This window comes from Pantoea sp. X-Soil-MYKO-1289 (assembly GCF_059730625.1).
The window spans coordinates 2898117-2910410 of record NZ_AP036004.1; the positions used below are offsets into that span (position 1 = coordinate 2898117).

The window sequence follows — 12294 nt, forward strand, 5'->3', positions numbered from 1 at the left end:
GAACCAGGATTCAGTCTTCTTCGCCTGTATCGCCTGACGCTGGCTTATCTGCTTTATTTTCTCGGTCACTGCTGACTCCTTTGTCGTTTGCCGGGTCAGTGTCGAACACCAGCCCCTCTTTCTGGTTTTCATCGACTTCCGCTTTGCGGCGACGTTTAACCTCATCAGGGTTGCGTCCGCACGCCCGCGCCCAGTCGGATTCGGTTGCCGCCCCACCCCGTATCTGAATTTTCCAGGCTGTCGCCTCTTTCACAGGGTCGATCCAGGGCATACCGGGTCCCGAGTAAATGGCGTCATACAGTGTGGAAAGCTCGATGTCGGCGGGTGGCTTAATCACGCCCGCCGCAAGCGCCTGCTTCAGCCATGCGCGATAAACCGGCCGGGTGACAGCAGCAATAAAACAGTCCTGCAGAATGAGATATCCGTCCGTAGACTCCACCAGCTCCTGCCGCTGCGCGCTGTATGTGCCGTTGTAATTGCGTGCTGTGCTCGAAAAGCTCAGACGTGTACCGGCAGCCACGGCACGTAGCTGCCCGTTCCGGAATGATTCAAGGTTGGTGTTGGGCCGGTCTGACTTGATCATGCCAATCTCTTCACCCTGCCGGAGATCGTCATACAACATGCCCGGCTGAATAGTCAGTTCACGCTCACTGCTGCCACTCAGGCTTTCTGAATAGTCCTGCCCGTCACCTTTTTTGATGTACATCCCCAGAGCAGCGGCGATGCGCGCGGCAACCATTTCGCTTTCTTCATAATCTTTCAGGGCGCTCAGGCGGATCATCACACCGGACAGGATGGTAATGCCCCTCACCTGGTGCAGACGCCGTGCAAATTTAAGATGCAGCATGGCGTCAGAAGGCACTTCTTTGGTATCAGAGAGCAAACCGCTGACGGGGAGATTTTTATAGACCTGATACTTAAGCGGCTTACCCCACTCGTTCAGCCAGACGCCCTGAATGAGCCCGGCGGCAGGATCGGAGTTCATGGTCACAAAATCTGGCTCAAGTGCTTCAAGCCAGAAAGGTACGCCGCCATCTGCCCTGAGCCCGGCGCCATGGCCGCTCACCAGCTGAGCAAAAACCTCTCCGTCTCTGAGCCAGGTGCGCAGCATCAGGCGCTCCAGTACTGGCCGGGAAAACTCGCCAGTGACATCAGGCCGCAGTGACCATTCACCCCATTTTTTGCGTATGGTTTTCACCAGCTCTGTGGCCACACGGCCGTCTTTCAGCAGCGGATGCGGGTCAACGATGATGCCTTTTGCGCCGATAACGCGCTCTTCCAGCTTATCCAGTATGCCGATCACCAGGTCATGATTCGCATCAAGCGCTCTGGCCTGCTGGCGAAGGGAAACTGCCCCGGCCTGACTGAGCTGGTTGGCTGAGCGTGTTTCGCGTCTGGCTTTATGTGTGCGGGTGGGGAGCGCGGCTTCGTAGGCGCGGATCTGCATGCGGGCACGCAGCCTGGCAGCCTTCCACGACGGCGAAAAAGCACCGATTGCATTATCCAGGAATGACATCAGAACCTCGCTAAACGATAACCCGTCTGACCACAGCGTTTTTTAAGATATTCGGCCAGGCGGCGCTCCCACTCCTGCCGCCCCTTTCGAATGTCTGCCAGATTCTCCATCGTCATGGACTGTCCGTTCAGCATGATGGTTTTGCCGCTCAGTACGGCAACCTCTGCCTCGGTGTAATAGCGGATCATGGCTTCCACCTCGGTCTGGTTCATATCCAGCCTCCGTTTGTAATCCAGGGATTGTTTGTCATGTCGCGAGTCGGTTCTGATGAGGGTTTGCGGGTGCGGGCTTTCAGTGGCGGAGACATGCTTGTCAGAGTGTTATCTGTATCACTGTCTTCAAGCCAGGTTTCCCGGCAAGCCCATGAAGGCGCATCAGGCCATTTAATTTTTTCGTAGCCATGCAGAATGACCAGCGCATCGGCATAGACGAGCAGGTCAAATCCTTCATTGGCTCCCCGCCCCGGTTTACGCCATCGCCCTTCTGGTGAGCGCTCTTCATAGGTGAGCTCGTCATAAAACCAGCTCCCAATCCAGGCCGGAAAATGAATGTAATTGGGACCCGGGGCTTCACGCCACAGGGCGTTATTTACCCGGTCCTTGAGCGCATCGGTCTGGAGCAGATAAAGCGGAACATCCCCTGCGGCCTTTGCCCGGCGCGCTGAGCGTCCGGTATTGTCAGGCCATGTCCGGGTGATCAGCTTTTCACGCTTATGGCTGTCGCCCTTGAAAAGATAAACACGCTTTCCTTCCCCCTCCCGACGGCATTTTCGCCAGAAGCGATAGGCGTTGTCGGTCACACCGTCCTCGCCTCCGGAATCCACAGCCATCGCCATAAGCGACATTCGTTTTGACGGATAGCTGGCCAGCGCCCAGGTTTTGTACAGCACGTCCGAGAGAAGCAGATCCCAGTCCTCAGGGTAACTGCCGGGATCGAGAGGGCGGCTTTCGCCAAGGTCATCGCTGCGTAACGAATGACGGATGTTGTACCGGTCAACGACCCATCGTTCTCCCATCGCACCGTATCCGGTTATCTGCACCACGAAACGACGATGCCGGCCGCCCTGCACATCCACGGTTGCAACAAGAAACCTCACCCCGTCTGCAACCGTTCGCTCGGGAATATCCTCTGCCCGGCTCTCCAGATGTTCTCCCTTACGTTGTTCAAGGGCGGTCCGGGGAAAATAAGGCCTGCCGAAATCCGTATTGAAGACAGCTTTAAGGGTTTCTTCACTGCCTGTTGCCTGATACTCCTGTTCGGCAGTGAGATATTTATAAATCAGCTGAGTCCATGTCTGATATGCCGCTGCCGGTCCCTCCATCCAGAAAGAGGCAATCCGGGACTGGCGTGCCTTCCCGCTGAGTTGCCCCTCACGATCCATGCTCTGCCCGTCACGCAGCCAGACGCCGCGGCTATTCAGGACACGCTTCATATCGGGTTCAATCAGTTCAGAGCAGGCCGGACACTGCAGACGTGCAGCCTCACTGGCCAGTACCGGATCGGTATAGCCGCGATAGCCTGTCATACTGGCTATTTCCGGCTGAAAATATTCCCCACAATGCGGGCACGGCCAGTACCACCGGCGGCGATCGCCCCGGTTATATAACGAGAGGATCCCTGTTGCTGGCGGTGCTTCATGTGGCGTCGAAGCCTTCCATTTTGTATCGCAAATATCCCGGCCCGGGGAGCTCTCCACCAGCGTCATCCCGGCTGACATAAAGGTGGTGGTGCGTTTGGACGCCAGGGAAAAACCATCCCCCTCCCCGTCTATATCATCGGGCCAGCGGTCATAGTCAGTGAGTGCAACATATCGATAATCGGATGAGGACATGATATTGACGGATGGCCAGCCAATTTTGAGGTAGTTGCCGGCGCGAAAAGTCCGGTCATGCACATTATTATCGCTGGCGCGCGGGCTGAGACGGCTGTGAAGCTCAGGGCTGCAGCGAAAAGTGCGTTCAAGGCGTTTCTTTGAATGTTCGCGCGCCTTTTCTTCTGTCATCTGTATCAGCAAGAAATCTGCCGGATCGCAGACCACAGAATAGGTTATCCAGCCATCAATCAGACCCAGCGTTTTACCCGTCCGCGCGGGGCCGACAAAAACCACAGCGTCATAATTGCGCGACGTCAGGCAGTTCATGGGTTCAACAATATAGGGCGTCAGTGTCGCGTCCCATGGGAGTGAACTGCCGCCACCCAAAGGCACGCGCATGTAGCGTTTAACCGCATCAGCTACTGGCATTCGATGTGGAGCTTTAAAGAGTTCAGATACGTCTCGGCGTATCTCAGCAGCTGAGGCGTATGTCATGACTCACTCTCTTCGACGATATCTGCACTACGGATTTCTGCAGCCAGCGCTTCTCGAATTTCATCAACAATGCTTTGTGCTTCTGAAATCTGATGCGGAGACCACCCATGATCGCGCTCTAGCCTGTCAGGCCATGTATCCAGTACCTGTAAAACAGATTTCGCCATCATGGCCATCTCGCGATGTACTTCATTAGCAGGAACGAGCTGGCTGAGCGCAGCTTCAAGCTTTACGCGCTCATTCTCAGACTGAAACCAGTCCTTACGGGATTTAGGATCCATACGGGAGGGATCATGAAGTGTTTCAGGTGTGGCTGCTTCGTCAGGGGCAAAGAGAACAGGACCGATGTCCTTGAGGGCATAGACCGGATTTCCACGAATGTTTCCGGCGGATGCAACCTGAGCGTTCATGATTTTCTTTCTGACCGTCTTACGATCTATGCCGAAAGCTTCAGCAATTTTCGCAACACTCCAGTTATAGGCATCCCCGATTCTGCTGATGTCTGACATTCCTCACCTCAACACACCAGCTCATTTACGGATTTCCTTTTTGATATCATGTAATTAACCGCTATCCACCTGTCCCTGTTTTTGGCGAAATGGACACCTCAAAAGCCGTTTTACGCTATATATTCAATTAGTTACGACACGTGGTGGTGTCCCTATGAAAATCGCAAAACTAGCCGTTTTCTGCGGGGCCGCCGCCTCGTGGACAGGGTACCCCTCCGGGAGGACCCGCAGGTTCAGAGCGTCGCAGGGCAATGATTTTTACTGAAGCCTCTTATTCATCTCTGATACAGTTTCTGGCGCAGCTTTTGAAATCAACGGGACACTCAAGAAGAACTTCTCTTGTTTGTAAATGAATGCCATAAACATACCAAGGATGAGGAATGTCAGAAATTATCAAACGGTCATCTAAAAATGCTGGTGATGCGGGCGAATACTATATTGCTTACATGCTTTCACGCCTTGGCATTAGCGCAGCTCTTACAACAAGCGGTTCTAGCGCTGTTGATATAATTGCTACTATCAATGGCTCAAAAAGTATTAGTATTCAGGTCAAAGGTTCTTGGGCAAGAAGCCAACCGCGACAATGGATGGTTGGAAAACATATGCCTACCATTTCTCCTGATTATTTCTATGTTTTCTGTAATATGTCTGAAGACATTGCTAATAAAAGTGCTCCCGAAGTTTTTGTTGTGCCCAGTGAAATAGTCGCTAATCAATCAACATGGCAGCATAGTGTTCCACTATTCAAGATTGGGAAAGGTGAGGATTCAAAATACCTCGACCGCTGGGACTTTATCCAGTCAGCACTGGCACACACTCCAACTTGAGCACATCATCCGGCGTAAGACACCCTCACGCACCATCTTCCTGAGCAATGCCGATAAAGCCATTCACGATTTCCGGCTGTGACGGTTCATTATGCCAACATAGGTTTCGCCGGATTTGGTGGTACGGTGATGCGGTGAGTATCGGATCTGCTGGCTCCAATAAAAAAACCTCCCGAAGGAGGTTACTTGTCAGAGTGGGATTCGAACCCACGCTCTTGCAGTATCGGTCACGTGCACCACTGCTTGATGTAGCTCATGTCACGCTTTGTCCCGTCAGAGCTTTCGCTCGGCCATCTCGCGCACCTGACTTCTAAATCATATACAAGCTTCGCCATGCTTTAAAGCGTGGCTAATCGTTATAACTCGCCGGATTATTCATCATCGGGCGACCTTGTAAATGAACCCAATAACGAGGTTTTTAGCTAAGCAAGGTTTCTGGATAACCACTCAGCCGCCGCGCGCATTTGCTTAATGGCCTCGCTTTTTGCCAGTGCCTCTAAATCTGCAAGGGTTGTATCAAGCTTGTAAGGCAACTTCAGATACAGAGACACGTTTTCACCACCCGAGTCGGGATCGGTATAAATCGTTACTTCTGCATAGACAGCGTTTCCTTTGACACGTGTGAAGTTTCCAACGTCTATTTCCATTTTTCACTCATGTGCTGATGCATTGAACCAGAATTATGCATCATCACAAGTCATGCAAAAAGCCGGGAGAATTATTGTTACCTCAGGCATTGCTTTCTGATGTACTGCTGCAAACCGGCTATTTGCTTTCTGACGAGCTCGATTCGACGTCTGAGAGTGAAATAATCCCGTTCAGCGGACTTAGCAGATCGGGTGCGGGCTGCATCATCCACGCCGCTGGCGCCGGGGGCTTTACCCTCTTGCATGGCTGAACGGCGGGTTTTGAGGTACAGCCGCTTGCGACCAGCAATAACGTCATTGTGAAGCTGATCAATAGTCTCCTGAGCATCGGCTAACTCCTTTGTGTATTTCTCATCGAGCATGGCAACTTCACGCTGTCGTGTCTGCATTTCACGTATAGCGGCGTCCTGCTGCCTCGCCAGCTGTTGTGTCTGATGAGCTGCCGTACGCCACTCTTGGGCTTTGTCGTGATAATGGCTGGCGAGCAGACCGGTTCCCATCGCAACCAGACAGAGGCACAGCAGCACATACCGCATCACTTCACACCCTTCAGGCAAAGCTGCCTTTCTTCCTCGCGACGTGTCGCTAACCCAGGCAGCGCTTTGCCCCCACCGAAAACCCACCGGGGAAATTCATTACATCCGTCCACCAGCTGCCCATGGCGGAAATAGCGGAACATCGTCGATTTCTGCATTTTTGGGCAGCCGACATTGAATGCGATCGAGACCGCAGCGGAAAATGTGTTATCTGGCAGCCGGGCGCCAGCGGCGTAGCGATTTACGCATGCTTCGGCGTCCAGTATGTTTTGTTGCCAGTCTGCGGCTATCTGTTCGTCAGTTTTGCGTGTGCCTAGCTGAGTACCGTGTGTGTTGCCTATTCCATCGGTAATAAAGCCTGCCGGACATGTATACGGCTCACGCCGGCAACCCTCTGCATTACCAATGAGTTCCAGCCCGCGCTGGTTTGTGCGCACCTGGCCGCCCGAAAGCACAATTGCAACGATGACACTAACAGTACATACCGCGCCCGCTGCGCCGGCTTTTCTGTTAAGTATCGGCATCTGTCTTACTCTCGCCTCCTGTTGCTTTAGCCACGACTTCAGCAGCGGTTGGACGCTCGCTTTCAGGCTTAGCGATAACGCTGTCCAGATAGGCTCTAAGCATCTCTGTTCGCTTGCGCTCTTCCTCCAGCTGCTGTCGCCTTTCGCGTCGCGAGGCATAATAGGTTTTGATCGTGAAAAACGCGGAGATCGCTGCGCCGATGCAAAAAACGCAGTCGTAAAGCGTCAGCGTTGAGAAGAACGCCAGACACGCAGACCACCAGTACGGCATTTGATGAGATGTAGAATTTATACGATGCATGCTCTGCCCTTTCTGGTATAGACAACGGTGGGTTAGAAGAAAGAAGCCGAGCGTTGGCGTGCGCAGGGTGCGCGGTGGGAACCAGCGGCGACTTTGGGTATAAAAAAGGCCCGCCGAAGCGAGCCTTGAGTCTGTACATCAGGAATACGTCATGAAGCCTTGTTCAGGTTTTTCAAAACATTTTTAATACACAACGGCATCATTCTTTCCCTGAAAAAATCTCTGGCTTCTTGATATGGAGTGGTCATTTGTCCGACCATCTTTCTGAAGCTTTCTCCACCTTCTATTGATACTTTTATGAAGTATTGTTCGTCTATCGAGTATTCAGAAAGCGAATGGCCGTTTGCTTTAAACGCCTTAACTTCATCGAGCACTATCTGCTGAACATTGAGCTTTGTAGAGGATGACTTGTCTGTTATTCGCCACTCCATTTCGCACAAATCCTTAGCTGAAGTATCAGGATCAGCCCAGGTTGCAAATGAAGTTAGAGATGACAGTAATAAAAGTACGCATTTGAATCTCATATTTCCTCCTTGAAAAAGACAATCTTACCCTTCATAACAAATCAGGGAAAAACAGCCTGAACTCGAATAGAATCAGGCAGTGACAGTGCCGCATAGCTAGTGAGATATTAGGGTTCTTATCAGCAGTATGTTAGTAATGACGATGCTTTACTACAGCAGTAAGCTTCATGCCATTGATAGCACTCTTACCATGATATTTGCTTTTTTACGATCGTAAAGCCTCTATTCTCTGAGGCGTTATCGCCATTCTTGGCGATGATAAAAGCTTTGCCTGGATAATGCGTAAACCAGATAACCCGGAAAAGTAATCATATCTCAGAGGAAAATCACTTTCTAATGATATCTGCGATACACCTAGAAAACAGTGCCGAATTTGAAATATTCAGACCCCAAGTTTCCGCCAGACATCGGCATCCATCTCAAGCCTGATATCCAGTGCCATCAGATAGCCATCAACCATTCCCTCAGCATTCTGCAGCTTCTTACCGATATGCGTATCAGAGCAATGATGCTCACGCGCCAGCTGCATGAATGTTTTGCCAAAGATGTAGTAATTAAAAAGGAGGTCATGCGCGTCCGGATACTTACGATGCAGCCTGGCCATGATATCAGAGATGATCATTCCGTCATCATCACAGCACTTTTGGCGGCTTTTAATCTTTGAGGGTATGAGGTCAGCGAACCCGGCAGCGACTGACGGCCACCAGACCGGTTCCCGGTTATCTGCCACCCATGCTCCCCAGCGTTCAAGTACCTTTTGAATATCACGCATCGCTCTGGTCTCCATCTTGCTTAAACCGACCCACGGAACACGATTATACTTTTCATTTATGGACGTTACCGAGAAAGTTAGGGCTGACACAGGTTTGAATAATGCGTGAAACGCCTGTCGAGAACGAGCTGCTGCATCGGAGTGCATCTTAAAAGGGATAATTTGAATGGGAGTCAGGAACGGCTACGTTCAGGCACAGCACACCAGTATGCGATAAGCGCCTCACTGGCTGCGCGACCCAATTCTACTCCCTGCTTCCACCCAAGAAAATGCAATATGACGACTTAGATGTCATTTACAATATTCTACCAAGAACGATCATCCCGGGCGATGTCTGCCTTTAATCTCAAGCAGTCCAATTTTAAGAACTTACAAATATTCATGTATACTTTAAGAATACGCTCGGACTTATCGATCCCTTCCCAAGCATGAAAAAAAATAAATTGCACTGTTTATGAAGTGGATTTAATTAAGCTATCCTAAAAGGATAGCTCTAACATTGACAATTATTCACTTAGTTAAATACTGCCATGTAGATGAGATTATGAGACAATCAACTGTCGACTAACATCTTTTTTTGAAAAAAATTAAAACTAAAAAATCCATCCTCATAGATTTTCTGGCTTAACTCGGTTATCAAACTGTCTAAAAATTCATAAGCAGCTTTTTTGTTATATTCAATCATCTCCTCTAGCTTTTCTTCAGACCTTTCACCAAACAATCCCTCCACCCCTTCACCATCATCATAATCAAGCCTTTCAGACAATATAGTTTCACGAATAACATCCTCATTGGTTTCTAGGTCACCTAAGGGAATGTTATTTGATGTTAATATATCAACCAATTCTTCTTTAATGTTATCCTTCGCGTCTTCTTCATTACTACTTCCTTCAACAGCCCCTCTAAATGCGACTTCAATAAGTGATTCAACAAACTCTACTACATTATTATCACTTTTAAAATAGTTTATAATTCTTGCTGCCTCTTCATACTCGAGAAGGCTTTCATTGAATGTTGAATGGACTTCTAACCCAAAATTAACAACGACTTCATTCCTTACTACTTCCTCTATTAGAGGCCTTATAAAGGAGTTCATTTCTTCATATTTTTTCCTAATGGAAAGCTTCCTCTTCCTAATCTTATCACCTTTTACACTAGTAAATTCTTTAGCTCTTATTTTATCGTTAAGGTGCCTATCAATTTCCTTTACATAATTTTCTTGTGAAATAGAAAAGCATTTTGAATCATCCAATTCTTTTAATTTTTCTATTATCCCTCTGGTGATAGCTCGCCCACCTTCATCAAAATGGAATATTAGCTCATGATTAAAGTAGCTATCCGGATGATTTTTTGATCTATCAACTGAATCAGCTGTAGAACTAAAATTCATTGAACCAGCATACAAAGCATCATTTAATTGTAGAAGTTTGATATGAGTGCTTGGGTTAGATATGACATTTATTTTTATTTTTTTAGCCACCTGAAATATCTTTTCAAAAGAACCAATTATATCAGCGGTTGCCTTGCCAGAATTGAAGACTATAGTTATCAATGCATTCTCATCTACTCTACGTATAATTTCAATAACATCATTCGAAAACCTACCTCTTATATTATAAGTCATAATAGTTATTTCATTGAGAATGCTTGCTTTTTTAGTATGGCAATGATGGTCGCCTATGACTTCCAGCAGACTTAGTGATTTATCTCTGAATAAAACCTCATGTAACTTAGGCTTTGAATACTTATCCAAATTTATAACACTTTCATTAAAAGCTTCTTTTTTATATCGCAAAGTGGCAGCAACACCATCAAATATTAATCTTTTTATTCCACTCATATCATACCCCCTTTCTTTAAATGCATACGTTTAACTCACATCATTATAGATTGCTTTGATAGAAAACAATAACATTAACCCATATCCAACTCAACCACAATCATTGACATCTAATATACCTCCAATTTTTTACTGAAATCATTAATTATTTATTCAACAATCAGAAACCCCTGGAATATATTCAACACTTTCAATATTGTGCCATGCAACTTTATAAAAAAGTTGTGTTATGCAATAATGACTCCTATCAGTTTCCTATAGATAACAGTTCATTATTATAGTTTCTAACTGCATCACTAAATATATCCATGTCAAAATTTTGTGGATCATCATGACCATCTTTGTAGTACTGGTCTAGCACCGCATGAAAGGCCGGAATCAACCATTGCCCACGCCTAGCACTTGCCACGATATAAATTAATGCTAATCTCGCATATTGTTTACTGGTGAACCCGGGATCTGGAGCGTCATAGTCATTTGCCTTTTTTCCTGGGCGCGGTATTGAAGGATCACCAATCCGAGGTTGAATATTTTCTATTCCGATGAATAGGTTTTTCTTAGCTGAAGAATCATAACATGATTCAAATTTTGTAGTAGCTATATGGTCAGCAAAGTTTACCTCGGTAATAGATGCGCCTACGCGATTTGTAAAAACATGAGCTGATCGGTTAGGATAAGTCTTAGGATGCCCTCCAAAATTTTTATTATAAATCCAAGTTATATCGTCTCGGTTTCTTTGGAAGTTCACCACGTACTTTACATGATGTAAAATTCCCATATTCAGAACAATTAGGTGTACTAGTATCATGGATGATAAAGTAGTTAGCTAAAATAGCCTTGTTAAGATCCCCGCCAACATCAGCTGTTTTTATTTGTTGTAATTCAAGCAGAGCTTGCACCTTTGATACAGAAGGGGCTGGCTCCGCTAAAAGGCTTTTAAGATATTTTGTAATCGTTTCAGTACCTATAAAACCCATTCTTTTAACTTTTCGGGTCAGGCAAGCCGCCTGTTGTGACTGTGTACCTTTGAATTTTCTATTTTTTACGTCGAAATGACAAAAACCCTCGTGTGCATCTTGAATGTTTAGACTATCTTTCAAAGTGCATTTTGAAGCCCAAGCTAAGGAATCCGTCCCAAAGAGGAAAAATATTAAAAAGCAAATCATATTCTTAAACCATTGATTTAAAATCATATCTAACTCCTAGAAAACATTTTGCCAAATGATTATGTATGGCTTTGCCTAACAATTTAAATCGTTCTTAATTGCATGGCGTAAGCTAATCGGTTTCACAGCAGAAGGTAAAATAAGTTAACTAGCTAGTTTTTGAACATTTACACATTAAAATGATAGTCTGCTTTCACCAAGTTAGACCATTTAAAATGACAATACATTTGTTGGTGATGCGAACAACTATAAGTCTTTGTATTTCATTTCTTAAAAATTGAGAACAACAATTTTCACTCCTATATCCCTCCTGAAATCTCCATTTTTTAGCATTAAATTTCATGTAAGTTGTATCAATAATGTCTTAGGGACTTCTCGAACTAGCAGACTGATTACATGCAACAGCTTACCATCTCTTCTGATGCCACTGCCTGTTTTTTAAACGAGACTAATAATGGTCAGCATCAGCTGAAATGCCCTCCCTGATATAAAATCGTCGAGTTGAGCTGTACGCTTTTGCCATACAGAATTTTTCTGTTTGATAAACGCTTTCATGCGCGCCACGTTGCTCAGCGCTTTCTCGTTGCTGACGGCACATATAGCTTCTCAACCCGAGGGCAAGGTGTCAGAATCAACTCGCCAGACTGGATGCGTGCAGCCATCCTACGCAATTCACTGCGACATTTCAGGCGCAGCTCCTGCTCAGAAACCCCCTTTGCGCGCATTGTGCTGTACAGGCTTGTGACCAGCCTACGCTTTATATTTACCCAACATGCTGAACGATTGCAGTGCCCGTTATGACGGTTGAATGCTCAACAAAAGGA

General features: G+C 47.1%; 15 protein-coding genes. 1 reads left to right on the top strand and 14 read right to left on the bottom strand.

What is annotated here, in order from left to right:
• Window positions 1–10: 10 nt before the first annotated feature.
• From AC6I7Z_RS13880 to AC6I7Z_RS13895, 4 genes are read right to left on the bottom strand one after another with little or no spacing between them, the layout of a single operon-like run.
• Window positions 11–1516, bottom strand: coding sequence for a phage portal protein (locus tag AC6I7Z_RS13880; protein WP_497814646.1), 1506 nt, complete (start codon window positions 1514–1516; stop codon window positions 11–13).
• The gene (locus AC6I7Z_RS13885) at window positions 1516–1728 is read right to left on the bottom strand and encodes a DUF6148 family protein (RefSeq protein ID WP_313383192.1); all 213 of its coding nucleotides are present in this window, start codon (window positions 1726–1728) and stop codon (window positions 1516–1518) included. The genes AC6I7Z_RS13880 and AC6I7Z_RS13885 overlap by 1 nt, the downstream gene beginning before the upstream one ends.
• Window positions 1725–3824 (bottom strand): phage terminase large subunit family protein, encoded by a 2100-nt coding sequence (locus AC6I7Z_RS13890; RefSeq protein WP_497814647.1) that lies wholly within the window; start codon window positions 3822–3824, stop codon window positions 1725–1727. The genes AC6I7Z_RS13885 and AC6I7Z_RS13890 overlap by 4 nt, the downstream gene beginning before the upstream one ends.
• Complete coding sequence (locus AC6I7Z_RS13895; RefSeq protein ID WP_081140155.1) at window positions 3821–4333, bottom strand: DUF1441 family protein; 513 nt, start codon at window positions 4331–4333, stop codon at window positions 3821–3823. Before AC6I7Z_RS13895 ends, AC6I7Z_RS13890 begins: the two co-directional genes overlap by 4 nt.
• A gap of 380 nt (window positions 4334–4713) precedes the next feature.
• On the opposite strand from AC6I7Z_RS13895, the gene AC6I7Z_RS13900 reads away from it, so the two are divergent.
• Entirely contained in the window at window positions 4714–5160 is a 447-nt protein-coding gene (locus AC6I7Z_RS13900) for a hypothetical protein (protein WP_497814648.1), read from the top strand.
• Between the two features lie 422 nt (window positions 5161–5582).
• Here AC6I7Z_RS13900 and AC6I7Z_RS13905 read toward each other — a convergent pair whose 3' ends face one another.
• The 10 genes from AC6I7Z_RS13905 to AC6I7Z_RS13950 all read right to left on the bottom strand — a co-directional run bounded on the left by AC6I7Z_RS13905 (window position 5583) and on the right by AC6I7Z_RS13950 (window position 12231).
• The gene (locus AC6I7Z_RS13905) at window positions 5583–5807 is read right to left on the bottom strand and encodes a hypothetical protein (protein WP_497814649.1); all 225 of its coding nucleotides are present in this window, start codon (window positions 5805–5807) and stop codon (window positions 5583–5585) included.
• Between the two features lie 77 nt (window positions 5808–5884).
• A complete protein-coding gene (locus AC6I7Z_RS13910; protein ID WP_497814650.1) occupies window positions 5885–6343 on the bottom strand; it encodes a lysis protein in 459 nt (152 codons plus the stop codon).
• Complete coding sequence (locus tag AC6I7Z_RS13915) at window positions 6343–6867, bottom strand: lysozyme (RefSeq protein WP_497814651.1); 525 nt, start codon at window positions 6865–6867, stop codon at window positions 6343–6345. The genes AC6I7Z_RS13910 and AC6I7Z_RS13915 overlap by 1 nt, the downstream gene beginning before the upstream one ends.
• Entirely contained in the window at window positions 6854–7168 is a 315-nt protein-coding gene (locus AC6I7Z_RS13920) for a hypothetical protein (protein ID WP_497814652.1), read from the bottom strand. The genes AC6I7Z_RS13915 and AC6I7Z_RS13920 overlap by 14 nt, the downstream gene beginning before the upstream one ends.
• Before the next feature lie 149 nt (window positions 7169–7317).
• The gene (locus tag AC6I7Z_RS13925) at window positions 7318–7692 is read right to left on the bottom strand and encodes a hypothetical protein (RefSeq protein WP_497814653.1); all 375 of its coding nucleotides are present in this window, start codon (window positions 7690–7692) and stop codon (window positions 7318–7320) included.
• A gap of 382 nt (window positions 7693–8074) precedes the next feature.
• Window positions 8075–8464, bottom strand: coding sequence for an antiterminator Q family protein (locus AC6I7Z_RS13930; protein WP_497814654.1), 390 nt, complete (start codon window positions 8462–8464; stop codon window positions 8075–8077).
• A 553-nt stretch (window positions 8465–9017) separates the two neighbouring features.
• Window positions 9018–10304, bottom strand: a complete 1287-nt coding sequence (locus AC6I7Z_RS13935; protein ID WP_497814655.1) for a hypothetical protein — start codon at window positions 10302–10304, stop codon at window positions 9018–9020.
• 247 nt (window positions 10305–10551) lie between these two features.
• Window positions 10552–11055 (bottom strand): hypothetical protein, encoded by a 504-nt coding sequence (locus AC6I7Z_RS13940; protein WP_497814656.1) that lies wholly within the window; start codon window positions 11053–11055, stop codon window positions 10552–10554.
• Complete coding sequence (locus AC6I7Z_RS13945; protein ID WP_497814657.1) at window positions 11009–11497, bottom strand: hypothetical protein; 489 nt, start codon at window positions 11495–11497, stop codon at window positions 11009–11011. The genes AC6I7Z_RS13940 and AC6I7Z_RS13945 overlap by 47 nt, the downstream gene beginning before the upstream one ends.
• 542 nt (window positions 11498–12039) lie before the next feature.
• Window positions 12040–12231 (bottom strand): replication protein P, encoded by a 192-nt coding sequence (locus AC6I7Z_RS13950; protein WP_497815451.1) that lies wholly within the window; start codon window positions 12229–12231, stop codon window positions 12040–12042.
• Between the last annotated feature and the right edge of the window lie 63 nt (window positions 12232–12294).

Coding starts and splice junctions, on each gene's coding strand:
- AC6I7Z_RS13880 (WP_497814646.1), bottom strand. CDS start 1,516: ATGTCATTCCTGGATAATGCAATCGGTGCTTTTTCGCCGTCGTGGAAG.
- AC6I7Z_RS13885 (WP_313383192.1), bottom strand. CDS start 1,728: ATGAACCAGACCGAGGTGGAAGCCATGATCCGCTATTACACCGAGGCA.
- AC6I7Z_RS13890 (WP_497814647.1), bottom strand. CDS start 3,824: ATGACATACGCCTCAGCTGCTGAGATACGCCGAGACGTATCTGAACTC.
- AC6I7Z_RS13895 (WP_081140155.1), bottom strand. CDS start 4,333: ATGTCAGACATCAGCAGAATCGGGGATGCCTATAACTGGAGTGTTGCG.
- AC6I7Z_RS13900 (WP_497814648.1), top strand. CDS start 4,714: ATGTCAGAAATTATCAAACGGTCATCTAAAAATGCTGGTGATGCGGGC.
- AC6I7Z_RS13905 (WP_497814649.1), bottom strand. CDS start 5,807: ATGGAAATAGACGTTGGAAACTTCACACGTGTCAAAGGAAACGCTGTC.
- AC6I7Z_RS13910 (WP_497814650.1), bottom strand. CDS start 6,343: ATGCGGTATGTGCTGCTGTGCCTCTGTCTGGTTGCGATGGGAACCGGT.
- AC6I7Z_RS13915 (WP_497814651.1), bottom strand. CDS start 6,867: ATGCCGATACTTAACAGAAAAGCCGGCGCAGCGGGCGCGGTATGTACT.
- AC6I7Z_RS13920 (WP_497814652.1), bottom strand. CDS start 7,168: ATGCATCGTATAAATTCTACATCTCATCAAATGCCGTACTGGTGGTCT.
- AC6I7Z_RS13925 (WP_497814653.1), bottom strand. CDS start 7,692: ATGAGATTCAAATGCGTACTTTTATTACTGTCATCTCTAACTTCATTT.
- AC6I7Z_RS13930 (WP_497814654.1), bottom strand. CDS start 8,464: ATGCGTGATATTCAAAAGGTACTTGAACGCTGGGGAGCATGGGTGGCA.
- AC6I7Z_RS13935 (WP_497814655.1), bottom strand. CDS start 10,304: ATGAGTGGAATAAAAAGATTAATATTTGATGGTGTTGCTGCCACTTTG.
- AC6I7Z_RS13945 (WP_497814657.1), bottom strand. CDS start 11,497: ATGATTTTAAATCAATGGTTTAAGAATATGATTTGCTTTTTAATATTT.